This is a genomic window from Pirellulaceae bacterium (assembly GCA_019636385.1).
Classification (GTDB): Bacteria; Planctomycetota; Planctomycetia; order Pirellulales; family Pirellulaceae; genus Aureliella.
The window spans coordinates 394,360-415,595 of sequence record JAHBXT010000002.1; the positions used below are offsets into that span (position 1 = coordinate 394,360).

Annotated in this window: 15 protein-coding genes; 4 read left to right on the forward strand and 11 right to left on the reverse strand. The window is 55.2% G+C overall.

What is annotated here, in order from left to right:
• Positions 1-40 precede the first annotated feature (40 nt).
• The 4 genes from KF752_07270 to KF752_07285 form a co-directional block, all read right to left on the reverse strand.
• Positions 41-379: a transposase gene (locus tag KF752_07270; protein ID MBX3421342.1), complete on the reverse strand. Its 339-nt coding sequence runs from the start codon at positions 377-379 to the stop codon at positions 41-43.
• A gap of 208 nt (positions 380-587) precedes the next feature.
• Positions 588-2,222: an ammonia-forming cytochrome c nitrite reductase subunit c552 gene (locus KF752_07275; GenBank protein ID MBX3421343.1), complete on the reverse strand. Its 1,635-nt coding sequence runs from the start codon at positions 2,220-2,222 to the stop codon at positions 588-590.
• A gap of 58 nt (positions 2,223-2,280) precedes the next feature.
• Positions 2,281-2,775, reverse strand: a complete 495-nt coding sequence (nrfH, locus tag KF752_07280; protein ID MBX3421344.1) for a cytochrome c nitrite reductase small subunit — start codon at positions 2,773-2,775, stop codon at positions 2,281-2,283.
• A gap of 331 nt (positions 2,776-3,106) precedes the next feature.
• Positions 3,107-4,615 (reverse strand): sulfatase, encoded by a 1,509-nt coding sequence (locus KF752_07285; protein ID MBX3421345.1) that lies wholly within the window; start codon positions 4,613-4,615, stop codon positions 3,107-3,109.
• Positions 4,616-5,394: 779 nt separating this feature from the next.
• Here KF752_07285 and KF752_07290 point away from each other — a divergent pair.
• Positions 5,395-6,465, forward strand: a complete 1,071-nt coding sequence (locus KF752_07290; GenBank protein MBX3421346.1) for an NADP-dependent oxidoreductase — start codon at positions 5,395-5,397, stop codon at positions 6,463-6,465.
• Positions 6,466-6,649: 184 nt separating this feature from the next.
• Here the strand turns inward: KF752_07290 and KF752_07295 are convergent, their stop codons facing one another.
• A complete protein-coding gene (locus KF752_07295; protein MBX3421347.1) occupies positions 6,650-7,699 on the reverse strand; it encodes an SGNH/GDSL hydrolase family protein in 1,050 nt (349 codons plus the stop codon).
• 260 nt (positions 7,700-7,959) lie between these two features.
• Between KF752_07295 and KF752_07300 the strand changes: the two genes are divergently transcribed.
• Together KF752_07300 and KF752_07305 are read left to right on the forward strand one after the other, a co-directional pair.
• Positions 7,960-9,528: an arylsulfatase gene (locus KF752_07300; protein MBX3421348.1), complete on the forward strand. Its 1,569-nt coding sequence runs from the start codon at positions 7,960-7,962 to the stop codon at positions 9,526-9,528.
• A gap of 194 nt (positions 9,529-9,722) precedes the next feature.
• Entirely contained in the window at positions 9,723-11,066 is a 1,344-nt protein-coding gene (locus KF752_07305; GenBank protein ID MBX3421349.1) for a neutral/alkaline non-lysosomal ceramidase N-terminal domain-containing protein, read from the forward strand.
• A 123-nt stretch (positions 11,067-11,189) separates the two neighbouring features.
• Here the strand turns inward: KF752_07305 and KF752_07310 are convergent, their stop codons facing one another.
• Complete coding sequence (locus tag KF752_07310; protein MBX3421350.1) at positions 11,190-12,581, reverse strand: sulfatase; 1,392 nt, start codon at positions 12,579-12,581, stop codon at positions 11,190-11,192.
• Positions 12,582-12,927: 346 nt separating this feature from the next.
• On the opposite strand from KF752_07310, the gene KF752_07315 reads away from it, so the two are divergent.
• Positions 12,928-14,088, forward strand: coding sequence for an exo-alpha-sialidase (locus tag KF752_07315; GenBank protein MBX3421351.1), 1,161 nt, complete (start codon positions 12,928-12,930; stop codon positions 14,086-14,088).
• A gap of 63 nt (positions 14,089-14,151) precedes the next feature.
• Here the strand turns inward: KF752_07315 and KF752_07320 are convergent, their stop codons facing one another.
• From KF752_07320 to KF752_07340, 5 genes are all read right to left on the reverse strand, one after another.
• Positions 14,152-15,798 (reverse strand): NAD(P)/FAD-dependent oxidoreductase, encoded by a 1,647-nt coding sequence (locus tag KF752_07320; GenBank protein ID MBX3421352.1) that lies wholly within the window; start codon positions 15,796-15,798, stop codon positions 14,152-14,154.
• Positions 15,799-15,828: 30 nt separating this feature from the next.
• Entirely contained in the window at positions 15,829-17,763 is a 1,935-nt protein-coding gene (locus KF752_07325) for a TolC family protein (GenBank protein MBX3421353.1), read from the reverse strand.
• A gap of 106 nt (positions 17,764-17,869) precedes the next feature.
• Entirely contained in the window at positions 17,870-18,631 is a 762-nt protein-coding gene (locus tag KF752_07330) for an ABC transporter ATP-binding protein (protein ID MBX3421354.1), read from the reverse strand.
• Between the two features lie 23 nt (positions 18,632-18,654).
• Positions 18,655-19,896 (reverse strand): ABC transporter permease, encoded by a 1,242-nt coding sequence (locus KF752_07335; protein MBX3421355.1) that lies wholly within the window; start codon positions 19,894-19,896, stop codon positions 18,655-18,657.
• A 55-nt stretch (positions 19,897-19,951) separates the two neighbouring features.
• The gene (locus KF752_07340; protein MBX3421356.1) at positions 19,952-21,232 is read right to left on the reverse strand and encodes an efflux RND transporter periplasmic adaptor subunit; all 1,281 of its coding nucleotides are present in this window, start codon (positions 21,230-21,232) and stop codon (positions 19,952-19,954) included.
• Positions 21,233-21,236 lie beyond the last annotated feature (4 nt).

A 21,236-nucleotide genomic window follows, 5' to 3' on the forward strand; every position in this document is an offset into this window, starting at 1 on the left:
CGCTTCTCTGCTACATCAGGCCGCTGCTGCTCGGCCGCCGTCAATGTCTTTTTTTAAATCGATAGTTCAAACGACGAACAAAGCGGTCGACGGTTTGATGCGAGATGCAAAGCGGAAGTAATGCCGCGATTTCCTTGGCCGTTCGATCCGGCTGTTCCTCGACAATTCTCACGAGCTCCTCTTCGTGTCCGTGTAGTTTGGGAAGCGGGCCGTGTCTTTGCTCACGAGCACCGATTTGACCTGTTTCACGACGGCGTTGCTTGAGCCTTCGAATCCAAGCGGTCGACACGTCAAACAATTCGGCAACTTCCGTCGTTCCCAACCCTGAATCACAGGCCTTGAGTACACGAATTCTCAAATCCATCGAATAAGCACGCATTTGGCCACCTCCTTGGGCAAAATGTATTAAAGCAAATCCGCTACATCCGACGCTACATCAATTCGAGGTCTGCTCTAGCCGCAGCTCGCGCTAGCGATTTCGATTCGGTTGTATCCAGCGAGCTGTAATGCAACTCGCCCGTAGTTGCCAGCCTTCCGCTGACAGCTTGGGCTAACACGTTAAACGAAGGGGCACTGCGGTATTCGGATTACGGCTGAGCCCCTTCGTCGCCAGCAGGCGGGCTGGAGTTGGCCGTTGGGGGGGCTGACAAATCGAACTTCAGTCGCAGCGCTGCGACCTCGGCTTGGCGGCTGTAGTCGATAGATTCGCCCAGGATTCGAGCAGCCTCTTGCGCCGCGTGGAAGCCGCGCGAGTTTTCGCTGCTGATGTAGTCCAAACGCCACATCGACTTTCGCTGCAGTGCGAAGACTGCCTGCAATTGTTCTGGCGTGGCACCAGCTTGTCTGCATTCCTGGATGGCGTCTAACATCTGCACCATCGCGCCCGCCGAACGCTCCATCAACTCCAGCGTGCGCTGCTGGATCAAGTCCACGCGGGCCAGTAACTGCGCTTCAGGCACATGATGGCAATTCTGACAGGCGTGATTGATGTTGTCCAGCGGACTGCGCACGTTGTGATTGCTGTTCTTCATGGCACCAACGCGTTCGTAGGGCATGTGGCAGTCGGCACAACTGACTCCGGCCGCTGCATGCGTTCCCTGCGCCCATAACTCGAATTCCGGGTGTTGCACTTTAAATAGCGGGGCACCAGTTTCGGTGTGGATAAAATCGAAAAACGCAGATCCGTCAGGGAATTTCTTGTCCTGCCAGTGCTGTTCAAGCTGCTCTGCTTTCAGCCCGTTCTGCCATGGAAACTCGAGCACATCTTTGGTCGCACAATAATACTCGACGTGACACTGAGCGCACACGAAGCTGCGCATCTCCTGACGAGTAGCCAGTACGTTGGGATCATAGTCTGAGCTACGATCGCCGCGTCGCCAACGATCGACGCTAGGCATGTGCGGCAAGGGTTGATCGCTGCTGGCCAGCACAGCGATGCCGGTCATGAAGCCGGGTCGGGTAATACGCAGCGCCATCGTCTGCGGATCGTGGCAGTCGATGCAACCTACCGGATGTGCTTGACTCATCTCAAAATGCCCGGGTGGCGGCTGCCCCTCAAAGCCACCGACCGGTGGCGATTCAAAGACCTGCCCAGCTTGGGCGGTTGGAGTGCCATCGGGCACTTGCGTGAGCATCTCCAGTACTTCGTGATAGGGCTTCGTGCTGAGCACTTCAAAACCTTTCATGATGGCTGGCATATTGAATTGTTCGGCCAAAGCCTCGTCGTCGTGTGGCATCCCCAGCGACTGTAGGCCAACCTTGCGATACAACACGATGGGCGAAGCATGGCAATGTAAACATGCTCCGGCTTGCGGACGCTCATTGACGCGCTTGGTGACGACTTGGTCGTACAGCATGTATGCGTGTCCGCGAGCTTCACGATAGTCGAGCGCGAAAGCGTAGCCAGCGTACAAGCGCTTGAGCCAGGGGCTCTTTTCAAGCTTACTGTCGGGCATGGCTTCCGAACCACCGTGAAAGCGGTCGCCAGCCGTACTCTTGTACTGATCGAAATGGTGCGGAAAGTTCAGGCCCCAGGGAGCTGGGTCAGTACTGATTTCGGTCAATTCCACGACCCGCGCAAAGGCCCGGCCAGCTTCCTGCTTGTGACCATGCATATTCACCAATACCCAGGCGATGCCAGCCGTTCCTAGAGCGGTGAAGGCAACCGCCAGAAAAAGGGGCAGTAGGCTAAGTCGACTAGTGGTTCGAGCCGTTTCGGACATGGCCGTGCGCTTCCTCGTTTGGATGGAAAAGTTGGTTCAATGGTTTTGTGCTGGCTGGCTAGCGATGGGCGTGACCGACCGCAGCATGGCAGTGGATGCAGTCGAGCATATCAGCGTATGGCCCAGTCGGAAGCATGTGGTGTACTAGCTCTCTGTGGCAGTGCAGGCAGGCACCTTGCGTAACCAGACGATTGCGTGGCTTGATTTGGATCGGCTCATGGAAATCGCCGGTAGTAAAAGCCCACGAATGCAACAGGCCGTTATCGGCCTTTGTGAACCACTTGCCCAAGAAATCATGCGGCAGATGGCAATCATTGCAGGTGGCCACAGCATGATGGCTCGACTTTTGCCACGAGTCGAAATGTCCTTGCATGATGTGGCAATTCTTACAGGCGACTGGATCGTTGGAGAGATACGACGCTCCTCCACCATATTCGAACGTAAAGCCGCCCAAGCCGATCATCGAACCGAGTGCACAGGCCAACAGCCATACCTGCCAACGCCAATGCCCTCGGGCATTCCGTACTACAGACTCAGGCGACAGGTCGCTCATTTATCTAATCCAATTGCGAGCCAACCTCGAAAATCAAACCAGCCAAAACCGGAAACGCTTCGCGCCGCGAAGCGCTGTTCTTAAATCCACCTTAATCCCGTTGGCAAACAGCAACTAAGAGCGTACCGCGCTGTGGAACGTCGGTAAATCGTCTGTGAATAAAACTTCATTCGGTTGCGCACTTTGGTCGCATGTCGGCTGCTGTGCCGGATTGTCACAGGTAAACTTTGGAAGCTGCAATTTCTACCTAAGTTGTCAGGAGTGGATGTCGTTCAGCTTCTATATTGGTGACCCGCGCACACCTGACCCAACTGGTCGAAACAACTCTGGCCTAGTTGGGATTTGGTTCGGGCAGCTGTGCGTTTAAGCGCACACGCCAGGCAACCAGATCGTTTCGTAGTTCTTCGGTACGTTGTGGATACTTGTCAGCAACATTGGTAGACTCAGCGGGATCGGTGCGCAGGTTGTACAGTTCACACGTCTGATTCTCGTAAAAATACAGGAGCTTCCAGTCGTCTTGTCGCACCGCGCTGACCGGCGTCGTGGTTGGGTAATAGTGCGGAAAGTGGAAGTAAAGTGATCGGCGGAGGCTATCAGCCATGCTGCCGTCTAGGGTCGAGCGGATGTCCTGTCCATCCAATACAAGCTTCTGGCCACCAGCACGCTCAAAATCAACTCCGCTGTTCGACGGTCGGTCTTCTGTACCTTTGGTATTGCGATCGACAGTGATGCCGGTCAACAGCGTGGGGAATAGATCGCAAGTGGTAACTGGAACCTGGCTCACCAGTCCCGGCTGACTGACTGTGGGCCAGTAGATCATCATGGGGACGCGGATACCTCCTTCGTAGCAGGATCCCTTGCCGCTGCGTAGAGGAGAGTTGTCGGTTATTGGAATGCCGCCCCGCAACCGATCTCCATTGATAAATCCGCCATTGTCTGACAAGAAGATCAGGATCGTGTGCTCCCAAAGATTGCGGAGGCGCAGGTGGTCTATGACCCGACCTACATTGCTGTCGAGTGTCTCAACCATGGCCGCGTAGTGGGCGTGTCGATGCCGGTGATGTGGCTGGATGAGCGCTTCGTACTTGGCAGCCAAATCTGGCTTACCTTCCATGGGCGTATGCACGGCATGGTACCACAAGTTCAGGTAGAAGGGCTGCGTGTTACACTGATCGATGACTTCAATCGCTTTGTCCGTCAATCGGTCGGTTAAATACTGACCTTCCTTTCCCGGCTCCAACCCTGGCACGTATCGAAAATTCTTAAAGTGTTGATCGCCTCGAAACGGATAGAAGTAGCTGGCCGGGGCACCCCAACCGGTACCACCGATGTTCCACTGAAAGCCGTGGGTTTCGGGATAGGCCAATTCGCCACCCAAGTGCCACTTGCCAACGTGAGCCGTGCGATAGCCCATACTTGACAGTCGCTGGGCCAGAGTGATCTCCGAATGAGGCAGGTCGGCGAGGGTAACGGGTTCCAGTAGCTGGCGAGTGCCGCGATCTTGGGACGCTTCGCGCCAGATGGTCATGTGCAATCGCGCTGGATGACGTCCCGTAAGGATGGATGCTCTGGTTGGAGTGCATACCGGCGAGGCAGAGTACGCTTGAGCAAAACGTACCGCCTGTGTCGCAAGTTCATCCAGTCGCGGAGTTTGGTGAAGATCGCTACCGTAACAGCCTAGGTCACTCCAGCCCAAATCGTCTGCCAAGATCAGGACTACGTTCGGTGGACGCTCTCCAGCCAAAGACTCAGGAAGGACAACCCACAATCCCGATGCACAGGCAATCCACTGTGACCAATTCAACAAGAGATTTGCCGCCAACTGGTATGCTCTAATCATGATTCCTGTCTTGACTTGGATTGTTCAGTGGATGTTGGAAGCGTGTGTTGACGGGATGATCGAACGAGAGACGATCGACTTTACCACCAAAAGGGAATGATTCTAAGACCCAGGTCCGGTGCGAATGTGATGAAAATAGTGTACTCTTCGGTACACTTGAAGTCATGCGTCAATCGCTGCCTCCAATCAACCGCCAACACATCGGATTTCGCGTCGCGCTGGTGCCTATCGAGTGTAGTACCCTGGTAGCCACGTGCCGTAACATGTCCAAGTTATGAAGTACGCGAGCGGGTCCGAGTACATGATGGTAAATTGCTTTTTCTTGTATGCGTTAGGGCGCGAGCCGTCCGGTTCTGACGTCCGCAAGGCGGGCACTTTATCCGCAAGGTACCGAACGGCTTGTGCCGTTCCGCTATATCCTCGTCCACAATCCAATACGTAATACCCGTCACTTCAACCACGGGATTTTACCAGCAAGACATGAAGCTTTACCGGATGTTTCGGTAGCCGTTGCAATTCGACGGGTAACAGTTGAACTGCGACAGCCTATTCGACTGCTCCCTCGAAAGTTCGATCTAGGCATCCTGCTCTAACTAACCAGCGTGAATTCAGAGGGTAACCCGCTCAAGAAAGGTCTAGCGAGCAGCCAGCCCGCTGCCAATCGGTGGGTCTGGGATTACAATCTCACGTTTTGATGATCAGTTCAATTCGTTTTCAGTGAACACCGATGATGCCGCGATTTTGCGGTGTTGCCTTTGATCAAACCAAGGACCGCCTCGATGACTACGCTTGCCACTCTCGTCAACCACCAAGTCCGCTTGGCCGCTCGACCGACCGGGTTGCCCACCGATGCCAACTGGCAATTCACCGAGGAGCCGGTGGCCGAGCCGGTCGAAGGCGGTTTACTGGTGAAGGTGCTGGCTCTGTCGCTCGACCCGGCCATGCGCGGCTGGATGAACGAAGGTAAGAGCTACATCCCACCTGTTGGCCTGGGCGAGGTGATGCGCGCGGGCGGTGTCGGCATCGTCATCGCGTCAAAACACCCAAGTTACAAGGAAGGTGACATGGTCACCGGCGGCCCCGGTGTACAGGAGTATTGGAACATCGCCCCCGATCGGCTCAAGCACTCGGGGTTGGCACACATCGACACGCGTCTAGGGACGGTCAGCCAGTGGCTGAATGTGCTGGGCATGCCCGGAATGACGGGCTACTTCGGGCTTACCGATATCGGCCAGCCCAAAGCCGGCGAGACGCTGCTAGTCTCGGGCGCTGCAGGTGCGGTGGGCCAGACGGTAGGGCAACTGGCCAAGATCAAGGGTCTGCGGACTGTTGGCATCGCTGGCGGTCCAGCCAAGTGCCAATGGGTCGTGAACGAGTTGGGCCTGCATGCCTGTATTGACTACAAGGCCCCAGCGCCCCCCGGTGCCGAGCGCTGGGACGCGGTACGAGAAGGCATAAAGCAACATTGCCCCAATGGAATCGACATCTACTTCGACAACGTCGGTGGCGACATCCTGGATGCGGCGCTGACACGTATCAATCGCAAGGCGCGCATCGTCATTTGCGGCGCAATCAGCCAGTACAACAACGTCGGCGGTGCCGTGGTGGGGCCGAAGAACTACCTGTCGCTGCTGGTCAACCGAGCGCGGATGGAAGGCATGGTCGTGTTCGACTATGCCGATCGCTACTCGCAAGCGATCGCCGAGATGGCTGGCTACCTGCAAGACGGCCGCATGAAGAGCCGCGAGGATGTGGTTGAAGGCGGAGTGCGAGCGTTCCCCGCCACGCTGCTGAAGCTCTTCACTGGACAAAATTTCGGCAAGCTGGTGCTAGAGGTTGCCAAGGAATAAGAAGCCTTAAGATAAAACTTCGCTGGTCACTTTGCCCACGACGTCGGTCAAGCTGGGTGATCTGCGATTTCCAATTGAGACCGAGCAAAGGAGCAACTTGGGAGCCAAATAGAGTGCCTTGAAAGGTCGAGGGCAAACAACCAGCACCCCAATTGTGTGGTCCTCCGTGCACGCACCACGCTGGTCATCGTGCTTTTTCGAGAGCTTGTCTCAAAATGGGTTCAAATACATCGGCTTGGCGCATGAACCCCAAATCATTGGCGTGCGACGCATCGGTGGCTCCTTCGGTATCATCACCATATAAATAGTCCCCAGGAATGTAGAATAGATTCACAGTCGATTCGGCTAACAGCGATTCGTAAGCGGCTCGCAGGGCTGCGTGATTAGCGGTGTGAAAGGCTTGCTTGGCGGGGGTGATCCAGTCGTTGGTGAATCGCCGATCTTCGACCAGCACAATCGGAGTGTGCGGTCGAACACTGCGAATCTGCTTCACGAGCGGCATGCACTTTTGAGTAACTTCTTCAGGCTTCATATTAGGAAGGCAGTCGATCACGTACACGCATGCATCGATTTGAGTCAAAAAATCACCGACTGCCAAATCCATTCTGCCGTTGCCGGAAAAGCCAAGATTAACCACCGGCACATCGAATCGTCTACCCAGAATTGCCGTGTGTACGATTCCGGGGCGGCTAGCACAGGCTCCGTGAGTAATGCTGGTACCGTAAAACACAATAGGCCGCTGACGCGGTGCCAGACCTTCGAACTCTGAACCTTTAACCACACCGATATTCAAGTACTCGACACCGTTATACAGTGGCAAGTAGGCTGCGTACTCGCGCAGGCCCGGGGCCAGACCACTGATGACTTCGACCAGAACCTCTTGAGTATCGGGTTTGGCGACTTGCACCCACTTCCACTTCCCCGCTTCGTTGCGCGCATACAGATCAACTCCACTCACCCCGGTGGCAGCCATGTGCGGCATGCTTAAACGCGACCTGGTCAGCTTGTACTGGACGTAAATCGATCGAGAATTCGTGCGAAAGCGAACCAGCATGCCTGCGCTATCGCGGCTAAGACTCCACACCGCGTCGGTCACTTTGCCTTCAGCCGATTTTGGCAAGCGATCAAACCAACTAATTCTCTCCTGATCAGGCAGTATTCGGCCTTCGATTCCCCACTTGGATACATCATGCCAGTCCAAGTCTGTTCGGCCAGCTCTCTGGCTAGCGGCCATGGCCGGATCGAGCTTCGATAAATCTAGTGTCTCCTGCCCCGTTAAAGGAGCGGCTGCAATGACCAGCACAAGCGGAACAACTCTAAATATAAGATTCACAGTGATTGCCTTTCACTCAGTCGTTCTTCCAGCTACGATATGGCCGAGCAATGATTCTACAGGCATTCCGAAAGCGTGGCACCATGTCTGAAGAGCAAGTCCAGCAGCGTATTAAACGGCCTCAAATGGCAGCCGAGAACAGTCGGCGTACATCTCAGTCCATGTGCAGATCGAATTATGGCATCAGCCGTCAAACTCCCGGCTTTGCGGTTGGGAATACGATGGTCATTTGTCTGCTGACAGCGACGCTAATTTCTGCCGCTTCGCTCCGTGCCGCAGACTCAAGTAGGCCGAACATTGTCATCTTGTACGCGGACGACATGGGCTACGGTGACTTGGGGGCGAACAACTCGGCTTCGAAGATTCCTACGCCGAATCTGGACAGGTTGGCTGCTACAGGCTTGCGTTTTACCGATGGGCATTCCTCTTCCGGTATCTGCTCTCCCTCACGCTATGCGATGCTCACGGGCCGGCACCACTGGCGTGACTTTCATGACATTGTCGGAGCCCTGGGAGCCTCTGTATTCAAGGAGGGTCAGCTCACTCTGCCACAAATGCTACGGGAGAAAGGCTATGCCACGGCTTGTATCGGCAAGTGGCACCTTGGTTGGGACTGGGACGCCATTCGACGGCTCGGAACGAAAAAGAACTCTATCCAACCTCAGGACTTTAACTGGACCAAACCGGTACCCGGTGGACCGCTAGACCATGGATTCGACCACTATTTTGGAGACGACGTAATCAATTTTCCGCCCTACGCTTGGATCGACGGCCGTAAACTGCTGCGAACGCCCGACGCGGTCATCGATGGCAACTTCAAGGCACCCACCAAAGAGGGTAAGTGGGAGGCTCGGCCCGGTCCAGCCCTGGCTGACTGGGACTTTTACCAGGTACTACCCACGTTGACGCAGCGATGCGTCGATTTTGTGCTCTCCCGTAAAGAGAAGCAGCAGCCTTTTTTGTTGTATGTTCCTTTTCCATCACCTCACGCGCCGATCATCCCGAATGATGAGTTTGACGGAAAATCGCTGGCCGGTCCATTTGGTGATTTTGTTTTTCAGACAGATGATGCCTGCGGACGCATTCTCAATGCTATCGAAGACATCGGACAAAGTGAAAACACCATCATCATCTTCACCTCCGACAATGGCCCTGAGAACTACGCCTACGCACGCGACGAGAAATACGATCATTGGTCATCGGCTCCCTTTCGAGGTCTGAAACGCGACATTTACGAAGGCGGACATCACGTCCCGTTTCTTATCCGCTGGCCGGGCGTCACTCAGCCGGGCAGCCTGTCAGATGCATTGATTTCACAGGTTGATCTCATGGCAACCTTTGCTGCCCTGCTCCACTACGAACTACCCAATGATTCCGCTGAAGACTCGCACAATTTTCTGCCCTACCTGAGCGGGCAGTCAGAGCAAGGACCGCGCACGTCGATAGTCCACAATACCCAAAAGGACCACTATGCTTTGCGAGATGGTGATTGGCTGCTGATTGACGCCAGATCAGGCTACACAGGGCATAAAGCACCAGACGGATGGAAAGCCAAGCACGGACACCCGGCGGAAGATGAACTGCCAGTCGAACTCTATCACCTGAAGGAAGACATTGGCCAGCGTCACAACCTGGCCGCCCAGCACCCACAGCGTGTCGAGTGCATGCAAACGTTGCTAAAAAGTATCCGCGCTCAAGGATATTCGGCTCCGCGCCTGGCGATGCCATGATCGTAGGCGGCAGCCTCGTTTGTGCCGGATGCTGAGATTCTCCAGGGTTCCTCTGGGCTTGGCAGACGCCGACTTGGTCTTGGAAATACTAAGAGAACTATACGCAACTCCATCCGCGACAGAGCATTGCGGCGAGTTGTTGTGGACGAATTCATCATGTAAACTGCCTTCGCACACCTCTGGAGTTGTTAACCATGAAATATTCTTCGAGCCCAAATTTCGCATCGCGACTTGTGGCATGGCTTAGCTTCTCCGTTGCTGTCTTGACTGCAACGCAGGGCAGAACGGAAGCCCCGATACCGTTCGAAGCTGGTCTGGCAGTGCGGGACATTACGCCTGATCCTCAGTTGTTTCATGTTCCGCTGGGCGGCTACGGCGAGCGCATGAATGCGCCGGCCGAGGGGATTCATGATAGCACCATGGCCAAGGCGCTGATGCTCCGTCAGGGTGATAAAAAGTTTGCGCTGGTCACGTTGGACCTACTGGGTGTGCCGCGTTCTTTGCGTGACGAAGTCATCGCACGCATCGCCGATACAGGTATTGATTCGAGCAATTTGATGTTGGCCGCCAGTCATACGCATGCTTCCGTCGAGATGGCGGCTATGAATCGCGCCAATGTATTTGGCAATGCAGCGATCGGGATTTTCGATGAGCGACTGCTGGTGTATACGGCCGATAAGATTGCCGAAGCGATTCAGGCAGCAGATAAGAGTTATGTGCCGGTCCAAGCTGGCACGGCATCGATCGAACTGCCGGGGATGAACCGCAATCGACGCGGCGGCAAACTGACTGACAACGAAATGACGGTCCTGAGGCTAGACAGATTAGATGGTTCACCGCTAGTAGTTCATGTGAACTATACGGCGCACCCAACTTACATGACCGCCAAGGTGATGCAGTTGTCGGCCGGTTGGCCTGGCTACCTGCAGCGTACAATGGAGTCAATCCTGCCAGGGACGACCTGTATGTACTCCAACGGGGCTGAAGGCGATGTGGCACCTGCTGGTGGCCAGGGGAATACTCCTTTTGAAAGGGCAGAGTCCTACGGCCAGCGACTGGCAGCGCACGCGGTGGACTTAGTTAAGACCATTCAAACTCGCCCGGTCAGCCGCTTTGCCTTTCGGACGCTCACCTTGACGTTGCCGGAGAGAAAGGTTCCCAAGGCGCTCATGCAGTCGGCTGGACCAGAATATGGATTGAACGAAGAGAATATTATGCAGGTGGTCAACGCAATGGCACCGGAAACTTCGTATCTTGGCGTCCTGCAGATTGACGATTTTCTTGCAGTGTCCATTCCAGGTGAAATGACCTCTGTCTTGGGGCTTCGGATCAAGCAATCGCTTCGCCAGCTTGGCGCCAAGCGGCCTGTGATAGTTGGCCTAGGCAATGAGTGGATCAGCTACATGCTGGACAGTGACGAGTACCACGCAGGCGGCTACGAACCGGGCGTTTCTTTCTACGGCGAAACTCTTGGGCCAGAAGTTGTTCGTCAAGCTATTGAAGCCAGCCAGGGGCTTATGGAACTGAGTGAGCGATAGGGCGCCCGCCTCGGAAAGCACAGCCGCACAGACGCTACCTGCCAGCTACCAGCAATTGCAGTTCGATGGTTGTGATTGGTGCAGGCCGTTTTCATAGTGAATCGACCCTGTCTTAGCGGTAGCTCAGAACTGAGCGGAAGCGGCTTGGGCTTTGCGATTATTCAGGAACTCTCTCATCTCACCCAGCTTCGCAGCATACTCAGACTCGCCTGCGACGTTCGTGTTTTCCAGTGGATCGCGCGACAGGTCATACAACATCTCGGACTTACCACCTTGGTAGCAGGTATAAGTGAATTGATCCGTGATGACCGCGTCTCCGGATTGGAACCGACTGTACGCGACTTCGCGATGGCGGCGTTCAGGATGGTCAAGTAGTTCGGTGAAGCTGCGGCCTTGGACGGATTCCGGAATGGCGATACCGGTCAGCATGCAAAGAGTTGGGAAGAGGTCGATGGTTTCAACCAGCGCCGCCGAACTTCCGGCCTTTTTGCCAGGCACTTTCACGATCAGGGGGATGCGCATGGCGAGGTGCATGGTGTTGTGTTTCCCCCAGAAGCCATGCTCGCCCAGATGCCAGCCGTGATCGCCCCACAGGACAATGATGGTGCTATCCGCCAACCCCAGTCGATTCAGTTCGGCCAGCACATCTCCGATCAGCTTGTCTATGTAACTGGTGCAGGCCAGATAGCCATGTCGCATCAGACGATGGAAGTCATCAGAGTCCTCGTCAAAGTCGGCCAGATGATAACTACGGAACTCGCCGCTGCCCTTGAGCTGTGTCGGTGCGTTCTGGGGTGGCTGCCGATTATCGGCGATGTCGATTTCGTCGCGTAGGTAGAGGTCCCAGTATTTTTTCGGAGCATAAAACGGTAGGTGTGGTTTCAAAAAGCCACAAGCTAGAAAAAACGGCTGACCGCTTTGTTTCAGTCGCCGCAAGTCGTCGATCGTCTTGATAGCGATCTGTCCGTCATGGTAGGCGTCGTCGGGCACATCGGGGAACTCGAAAATACGTCCGCGTTCCTTAGTTGAGCGTTGTCGCATGGTTTCCAAATCGTGGCTGTTCTTAGTGTTGCTTGGTCGCCACGCGGGCTGGCTCCAACTTCTCTCGCTCGTGTCGCCTGTATGGTGGAAAACCTTGCCGTTGGACAGCGTCGTATAGCCAGCCTGCCTGAATACTTGAGGCAGTGTAGCGGCATTGGGCGCATCGATATCGACACGACTATCGAAATTCACGAACCGTTTGGGTGTCGGTAGGATGCTGGTCATCAACGCAGCCCGCGAGGCGCCGCAAACCGGCACTTGGCAATAGGCACGTTCGAATCGGACGCCTAAAGCTGCCAATTGGTCGATGTGAGGTGTTCGGGCCTGCGTATCGCCATAACAACCAAGCTCCGGTCGCAGATCATCAACGGCGATGAAGAGCACGTTGGGTGGTCCCGCAGCTAGCTCGGCTGTAAGTCCCGCGGCGGAACAAGCCAAGAACGCGAGCAGTATCAGATACTTTGTCAGTTGCATAAATATGAATCGCCAGAATTAGATGAAAGGTGCTACAGAAATCCAGGGTCTCATGAGTCGCATCGATGCCTCTTCGCCAACTGCTCCGAATTGAAGGCCACCAATAATAGGTTTGATGTTAGCGTCTGTCGGCTGGCGACTGACGAGGAATCATCCAACACGACAGATGTTGTCGCATGCGCTTCCAGCTTGTGCCCTACAAATAGCGGATGGGATTCTGGATGAGTGTATCAGGGAAGGTTTGCACATACGAGGGTATAGTAGCTGATGATGCGTGGTCCTAAGGCGGTTCATCGGTTAGAGTAATTGACTCCTAACCGTCATAATGTTGTTAGTGAGTAAGCCAATGAAATGGTATTGTTTCGTAGGGGCCCTGTGCTGGTTGGCTGGTTTAGCAAGCGCAAACGACAACTCTCTGCAGAGTGTCGAGTTGTTTCCACCGGGCCTGGGCGGCGTGGCGCGCTATCGCATTCCCGGCCTGGTTGTGACGGAGCGCGGTACGATTCTGGCGTACTGCGAAGCCCGACGCAACGACAGCCAGGACTGGGGAGAAATCGAAATACACCTGCGACGTTCAGTCGATGGTGGGAAGAGCTGGCAACCGACTCAACATATCGCCCACCACGGTCAACGTATTGAGGGAAATCCTCGAAACAAAGCCTCTGGACAGCACGAGCAAACAGTAAACAACCCCGTAGCCATTGTGGATGCGAAGTCTGGAGAGATTCAGTTTCTCTACTGTGTCAACTATGCACGTTGTTTTTCCATGACCAGCGGCGACGACGGCCAGACCTGGAGCGTTCCGAGGGAGATTACCCATGCGTTTGAACCGTTCCGCGCTAAGTACGACTGGAAAGTCATCGCTACCGGACCAGGGCACGGAATTCAGTTGGCTAGCGGGCGGCTGGTCGTTCCGATCTGGCTGGCCTATGGAGCCGTTGGAGACCATGCACCATCAGCCTGTGGCACAATCTTTAGCGACGATCATGGCCACAGCTGGGTGGCTGGCGATATCGCAGTGCCTAACGCAGGTGAATTCGGCAATCCCAACGAGTCCGCTTTGGCGACGCTGGCGGATGGTCGCGTCATAATGGTCACGCGCAGCGTTTCGAAACCCAATCGCAAGATCATTTCGACCAGTTTGGACGGGGCCACGCAGTGGAGTCAGCCCACATTTCACCAGCAACTCTGGGAGCCAATTTGTATGGCTGGCATTGTGGCATATCCCTCAGCACCCGGGATGCTGCTGTTCTCCAATCCGCACAGTTTGGCTTTGGACGCCAATGGAAATGAGAAGCCGGCCGGCAGGGGAAAACGCAAGAATCTGTCGGTCAAGCTCAGTCGAGATGGTGGTGTGACATGGCCAGTAAACAAGACGCTAGATGCAGGTCCCAGTGCCTATAGCGATTTGGCTGTGATGCCCGACGGCAGTATTCTCTGTCTGTATGAAGCCGATCAGTCGCTTGTATTGTCCCGCTTTAAACTTGAATGGCTAACTGCCCCTTGAACCTGCCCGGGCACACGACCCGCAATTTAGGTTGGCTGGTGATGCAAGTCAACGGTGGACTTGTCAACCTCTTCCATCTTTCAGAATTGCCTGAGCGGCGTTTCTGCCGCAGGCTCCCATGACTCCGCCACCGGGATGGCTGGCTGCGCCGCATAGATACAGCCCGCGCAAGGGGGTGCGATGGTCGGACCAGCCTGGTACAGGGCGCATCAAATACAGTTGATTCATCGTCATTGCACCTTGAAAAATGTTACCGCCGGTCAAACCATAGATGCGCTCAATATCCAGTGGCGACAAGACCTGCATGTGTTCGATGCAGCCCGGGATATTAGGGGCGTATTGGCCTAACAGCTCGACACATCGCCGACCAAAATCCTCTTTGATGTCGTCCCAAGCTAATCCAGGCTGCAAGCGATAGGGAGCGTACTGCACAAACATCGACAAGATATGTTTGCCTTCGGGCGCAATCGTGCGGTCGACGCTAGTGGGCATGGTGATCTCCAGAATCGGTTTATCGCTGGGGCGTCCGCACAGAGCGTCGGCATAGGCTTGCTCAATCCACTGGACCGAATCACAGATATGCATGGTGCCGTGATGTTGAGGCCCTACGCCAGCCTGGTTCAGGCAGGAAAATCGCGGCGGCTCACCAACGGCAAGATTCACCTTCATCGAAGCTGATGAATAGTCAATGCGCCCGATGGCCGCGCGGAACTCATCGGGCAATTCAACCCCCTGCAGCAGATGGTTGAAGGTCCAGTTGCAGTCGATACTCGACGCGACAACACGGCAATCAAATGACCGACCATCCGCCAATTCGACTCCGCTGACACCGCTGGAATTGGCATGGATACGGCTGACCGGTGCGTCGGTCAGAATGTCCACTCCTGTCTGGCGGCAGGTGGCGGCAAGGGCTTCGGCTAGGCCACCCATGCCTCCCTGGATATAACCCCACACTCCGCGTGCCCCTCCAGCGGTGCCCATCACATGATGCAGCAAGACATACGCTGTGCCCGGCGATGAGATGGAAGCAAAGGCACCAATGATCGCATCGGTAGCCAAGGTGGCCCGCACAATGTCCGACTCAAACCAGCGTTCGAGGATCGGCCGCGCGGCACCCGTTAGGATCTCGATGGCTTCGGGTAGTTGTGATCCCAACTGCTTCAGTGAATGTTGTATGTGGCGAGCCTGATTGAGCTGCTTCAGTCGCTCGAGCCAACCGATGCGCCGCCAACTGGAAGGCAACGGTAACAAGTCGATAGCGGGTTGCTGTAGAATCGGTTCGATGGCTTCAGCCACTCTTCCCAGCAGCGCTTCGTAGCGTGGGTAGGCCTGGGCATCCTGCGGCGAAAACTTGCTGATCTGCCGTTGGTTTTCGGCAAAATCTGGTCCGAGCAATAAATAACGTCCGTCTAGTGACGGCGTAAAGGACGACGGATTACGCGGCAAAATCTTGAGGCCGTTTTCCTTGAGCTTCAGGTCACGAATGATCTTCGGCAGCAGCAGACTGACCACGTAGGACGCAGTGGAAACGCGATAACCGGGCCACAGCGGCTCGGTGACGCTGCAGCCTCCCAGCACCGAGCGCCGTTCGACAACCAGGACTCGCCAGCCGGCTTTGGCCAGATAGGCCGCCGTCGTCAGTCCATTGTGTCCACCTCCAATAACGATCAAGTCGTAGGTACCGCTCAGCTTGGAATTTGAATACTGCACGTTGACTTCCTGAAATGCTTGAGCGAGAGTTTAACGTAGCCAGTCTTTGAAGCGCTGAACCATTCCGGGCGATCCGGAGCGCGGACGACGGCTGGATTTGGGAGAGTCTGTTGGAGTGGGAGCTTCCCCGCTACTCTGCCCATCTCCCCCTGGCAGTTCGTCATCGTACCCTTCCAGCGGATTTCTTAAATCAAATTGTTGCTCGCTGGGTTGGTCGCCACTGGGATAGCGATCGACAGGGCCCACGGGAGTCACAGAGCGTGGATAGGCGACCGGTAGAGCGAGCCTGCCCAGCGGTCCGATGGATCCGAAGCGTTCCTCGATGAACGTAATTCCGTGTGACTGGAGGATCGTGCCAGTCTCGCGTTCCAGGGCTGCGAGTTCAGAGTTGAATTGCACCAACGCCAGAGCTTCATTGGAAACGGCGTTTCCCCAGTCGACGATGGCTTGCAGCAGCACGATAAATTGTTCCAGCGCGTTGCCAATTTCCAACTGTTGGTCGAGATTTGCTTGAGCCGCTTGACGGACCTCTTGGTAACGTCGGTATTGCGCGTAGAACAGGTCGAGATTCCGCACGTTGATGGCCAGGTTGTGTGAAGCTTGATGGAGTCCTTGTCGCAAGTTGGCTTGATCGCGCTGGATCAATAATTCTTGTTGCCGCAACAATGCGCGCGAACTGCGAAGGCCAATGGGAACTGAGAAATTAACTCCCAGCGTCCAGTCGTCGAATCCGCTGCCTGCGATAGTGTCGCCGTTGGGCATTGTGCCTTCCAATCCGTTCCAGCGATACAGGGCCAAGGCATCCAGACGCGGCAGGGCTTCATTGTTGCGCAACAGGAGCCGCTGCTGGTCGGCTTCGAGGACCAATTTCAATTCGATGATGTCGGGCCGTTGAATTTCTGCCAATCGCATCAGTTGATCCCAGTCAATCTGCAGTTGTTCATCAACGAGGGGCGAGGTAGGAATGATTCGCTGGCCGCTGTAAGGTTCTAGCCCCAACACGTTGCGCAGAGCCGCCTCACGAGCTAGGATATTCGCTTCGGCCACCAGAAGGATGGCTCGAAAGTTTTCGTAAGCGACTCGTGCCTGCGATAGTTCGCCCAGCCGCGCATCGCCAACTTCGACGCGATCTTCAGCACGTTTGACGGCGAATTCCAATTGGCGAACCTGCTGCTGCCGCGCCCAAAGTTCGGTGCGCGCTTGAACCAACTGCCAGTAGCCCTGAATGACGCTTTGAACATGCGTTTGAACGGCATCTTTGAACTGAAAATATGAGCGTTCGGTGTCGATGCGGGCGATGACGATCGGTGCTTGGTTAGCAGCCATCCCGGCTCCCTGTAATAAAGGCTGCGTCCATTGAACGGCGGGGCTGGAATTGATTTGCGGATTCAGTGGTGCGACAACCCCGGGAAGCCGAGTGCCGGTACCCAGCAATCCAAAGTCGATGATGCCACCAGTGACGGTTCGCTTGGACAGTCCCATGTTTAAACTGTGGCGATCAAAGCGATTGCCGACGATCAGAGATTCCGTCGGGTCACCCGGGTCAGGGATGGCACTGGGGGTGTTATTTCGCGACCAACCGTTATTCGCAAACAAGGTCGGGTCGAATCGCCCGCGCGCGGCATCGATGCCGGCGTTGGTGATGGCCGTATCGTAGACCGTGCGTCCCGTAGTGTTAGCAGCCACACCAGTCAGAATGCGGACCACGTCCATATTCTGCAGGCTCAGGTTGATTACATCCGACAGCGACAGGTACATCGGCTGGGCGTCCCACTGCGGGTCGGCGACGGTGGCTGGTGGCAAAGATGGAGCAATGCTCGCCCGGCACAGTTGAGTGGGCGAACGTAACTCTAGGCACCGCTGTTCGGGCAGAATACAGCTCCACGGTTCTTGAGCCGAAACTGTGGAAAGCAAGCAAATTGCTGCTAGCAATACGGTGTTGTTAAGGCAGAATCGTTTGTTCATGCAGGGGGTTATCGAGCGCTCATGCCTGGCGATCGAGTCAATCACGATTTGCCAGTTAAAGCACTCGACCGGTTCCTGCCACAGGTGCCGGATATAACGAACATGACTAGGCCTCGCCGGTTGGCTTGTGCGCTGCGCCAGGTTCGTCGGCAAAAGTTTCGTGTTGCAGTGCCGACATAGCGCGTTGAAAATCCTGCGTGTCTTCGACGACATAGCCGTCGCGCAGCACGATCATCCGATTGGCATTGCGAGCCACCGCCGGATCGTGCGTGACCAGAATAACCGTCAAACCTTGTTGTTGGTTCAATTGACGAAACAGGGCAATCACCTCGCGGCTCGTCTTTGAGTCCAGGTTGCCTGTCGGCTCATCGCCCATCAGCACGGATGGGCTATTAGCCAAAGCGCGCGCAATGGCGACCCGTTGTTGCTGACCGCCAGAAAGTTGGCTTGAATGGTGGTGGATTCTATCGCCCAAGCCAACCTTGGTCAGCAATTCGATGGCGGTGCTGTGGCGTTGGCGACCGGTCAGGCCTTTCTTGTACATCAGCGGCAGTTCAACGTTTTCTAAAGCTGAAGTGCGGTTGAGCAAATTAAAGTTCTGAAACACGAAACCCAGTTGTCGATTGCGGATTTCCGCGCGCTGATCGCGTGACATGATGACGATCTCTTGACCATCGAGCAGATAGCTGCCTTCGGTTGGCCGGTCTAGGCAGCCAAGTGTATTCATCAGTGTGCTTTTGCCGGATCCGCTAGGACCGATCAGGGCTACGAACTCACCGCGATCGATGTTCAGTGTTACATTGCGTAGTGCGTGTACCTGGACTTCGCCCAGGTCATAAGAACGTCCCACATCGCGCAGTTCAATCAGCGGCATTTGGTAGTCTCGGGGGGCTATTCGTAGCGCAGGGCTTCGATCGGATCCAATCGGCTGGCTCGGCGAGCCGGGTAAAAGCCGAAAAACACGCCCACTGCCGCGGCAAACAGCATAGCGATCACGGCGGCCTGTGCCGAAATGATTACCGGCCAGTCCTCGCCTACCGTAAAGCGATTGATAATCATCGTTGTGCCGATCGAAGCACTCGTGCCTAGCAGTACGCCAATCAATCCGCCGATGGAACTGAGCACGACCGCTTCGACCAGGAATTGTCGCAGTATATCGCCACCGCGTGCGCCCACGGCCATGCGTATGCCGATCTCTTTGGTACGCTCGGTAACGGACACCAGCATAATATTCATGATACCCACACCACCCACCAACAGAGAAATGCCGGCGATGGCTGACAGCAGCAGCGTCATCGTCCCAGTAATCACGCCCAGCGTTTGAGCGATTTCCGTTGTGTTCTGCACCCGGAAGTCGGCCGGCTTGCCCAGAGTGATTGAATGCCGCTCGAATAGCAACTGTTCAACCTGGCTGGTGGCCTCGGCCATACGCGAGGGCGACGAGGCGGAAAGCATAATCGCGTTGACATCATCGAAATTCGACCCTTGCAGTCGCTTGCGGACGGTTGTGTAGGGCATCAACACAACATTGTCTTTATCATTGCCCACCATATCTACGCCCTTTTTCTCTAAGACGCCGATGACCCGGAACGGGATATTGCGGACGCGAATCATTCGATCCAGAGGATTGGCGGTTTGAAACAGTTTAGTCACCACCGTATGGCCAATGACACACACTTTGGCGTTGGCTTTGATATCGTCTTCAGTGAAAAAGCCACCGGCTGCAATTGGCCAGTTTCTAACCGTCAAATAGTCGGCACCTACGCCGAACATTTCATTGGGGCTCCAATTGGCATTGCCGTAGATGACTTGACCCATGGTGGTGACCAGCGGCGACGAAGCCAGAACATCGTCGCACTGAAGTGCAATCTCGCGACTATCGGCGGCGGTCAGCGTCACGGTGGCAGATTGCCGAACGCCGCCGCGTCGCTGGAATTCTGGCATGACCACAATCACGTTGGTACCCAGCGCCTCAAACTGCCCCTGCACCAGTGCGCTGGCACTTTGGCCAATTGAAACCATGGTGGTGACCGCAGCAATACCGATGACTACTCCCAGCACAGTCAAGCTGGCACGCAGCTTGTTTTTTCGGAGTGCTCGAAGAGCGATGCGGAAGGTATCCCAAAACGACATCCAGACAACTTTCCTGAGAATACTTTGGCCCAGTGCGATTAGCAAACTTGTACGGTCACGTCGGCTTTTTGATGCCTGTCACCAGCGGTGTGCCTTCCTGGACGTCGCCGGAAGTGACCACAGTATAGCGGCTGTCGGAAAATCCAACTTGGACTTCAATGGCCTGCAGGATTCCATCACGCTCAACCCATACGTGACGTCGGCTATCCTTCTGCTGCGATTCAGCCTTTTCTTGGGCCGAAAGCGTAGGCGGCTCTTGGTTGGCCTCTTCGGAACGCTCCGATCGCCGCCGACCAGCCCACTGAGAGCCGTCGAGCAACTTGCGATCTTGCTGGCGAACCAATCGCGGATTCTCCGGATAGTATCGCAAGGCAGCGTTGGGAATCTTCAGGACGTTGTCTTGCGAATCGACTTCGAATGAAATCTGAGCTGTCATACTTGGCAACAGTTTGAGTTCGGGGTTAGCTGCCGACACGACCACGGGATAGGTAATGACGTTTTGCACCTCGGTGGCACTGAAGCGAATCTGTTCGATAGTGCCTTGAAATAGTTCGCCCGGATAGGCGTCGACGTTAAACGTAACAGGCAGTTTCAGTTCAGCAGCTTGGCGAATCAAACCGATATCGGATTCATCTACCGACGCGTACACAAATAGTTTTTCGCGCAGATCTGGAGCGACAATAAACAGTACTGGGGTCTGAAACTGCGATGCCAAAGTCTGCCCAGGATCGATCTTGCGTTCCAAAATGACACCGTCAACCGGAGAGGTGATATCACAGTAGTCGAGATTAGTTTGGGAGTTTTTCAGCTGCGCTTCGGCCTGCTTGACAGAAGCTTCGGCAACCTTCAGCGATGCCTCCAGTGCGTTAAATTCTGCTCGCAACGCATCGAACTCGCGGTCCGATAGGTATTTTTGATTCTTCTCTCGCAGTCGCTCACCGCGCTGTAAATTGTTTTTTGCCAATAGCAATTGAGCTTGAACTCGATTGACCTCGGCTTGGCGTGTGATCAGTAAAGCTTGGTCACGGTCGACTGCGGCCTGATAGAGCATGGGATCGACCTTGGCCAGCATGTCTCCCTTCTTCACCTCGTGATTAAAATCGACGTATAACTCCGTGATCGGACCTGAAACGAACGCACCCACGGAAACTTTAAGCACCGGCTCAATCTTGCCAGTAGAAGTAATCACGCGCCGGGCGTCTCCGCGAATGATCTGGGAGGTTTCGAATTGCGGGCGATTGCGCTCACGCCAATAGTTCATAGTAGGGCTATATCCTGCCCAGCCAATTCCAGCTAGCACGAGCAGTCCAATCAACAATTTTACAAGAAGCCGCATGAGT

What these genes read in the sequence shown, in the direction of transcription:
- KF752_07270 (MBX3421342.1), bottom strand. Translation starts at nt 379, where the DNA reads ATGCGTGCTTATTCGATGGATTTGAGAATTCGTGTACTCAAGGCCTGT.
- KF752_07275 (MBX3421343.1), bottom strand. Translation starts at nt 2,222, where the DNA reads ATGTCCGAAACGGCTCGAACCACTAGTCGACTTAGCCTACTGCCCCTT.
- nrfH (MBX3421344.1), bottom strand. Translation starts at nt 2,775, where the DNA reads ATGAGCGACCTGTCGCCTGAGTCTGTAGTACGGAATGCCCGAGGGCAT.
- KF752_07285 (MBX3421345.1), bottom strand. Translation starts at nt 4,615, where the DNA reads ATGATTAGAGCATACCAGTTGGCGGCAAATCTCTTGTTGAATTGGTCA.
- KF752_07290 (MBX3421346.1), top strand. Translation starts at nt 5,395, where the DNA reads ATGACTACGCTTGCCACTCTCGTCAACCACCAAGTCCGCTTGGCCGCT.
- KF752_07295 (MBX3421347.1), bottom strand. Translation starts at nt 7,699, where the DNA reads ATGGCCGCTAGCCAGAGAGCTGGCCGAACAGACTTGGACTGGCATGAT.
- KF752_07300 (MBX3421348.1), top strand. Translation starts at nt 7,960, where the DNA reads ATGTGCAGATCGAATTATGGCATCAGCCGTCAAACTCCCGGCTTTGCG.
- KF752_07305 (MBX3421349.1), top strand. Translation starts at nt 9,723, where the DNA reads ATGAAATATTCTTCGAGCCCAAATTTCGCATCGCGACTTGTGGCATGG.
- KF752_07310 (MBX3421350.1), bottom strand. Translation starts at nt 12,581, where the DNA reads ATGCAACTGACAAAGTATCTGATACTGCTCGCGTTCTTGGCTTGTTCC.
- KF752_07315 (MBX3421351.1), top strand. Translation starts at nt 12,928, where the DNA reads ATGAAATGGTATTGTTTCGTAGGGGCCCTGTGCTGGTTGGCTGGTTTA.
- KF752_07325 (MBX3421353.1), bottom strand. Translation starts at nt 17,763, where the DNA reads ATGAACAAACGATTCTGCCTTAACAACACCGTATTGCTAGCAGCAATT.
- KF752_07335 (MBX3421355.1), bottom strand. Translation starts at nt 19,896, where the DNA reads ATGTCGTTTTGGGATACCTTCCGCATCGCTCTTCGAGCACTCCGAAAA.
- KF752_07340 (MBX3421356.1), bottom strand. Translation starts at nt 21,232, where the DNA reads ATGCGGCTTCTTGTAAAATTGTTGATTGGACTGCTCGTGCTAGCTGGA.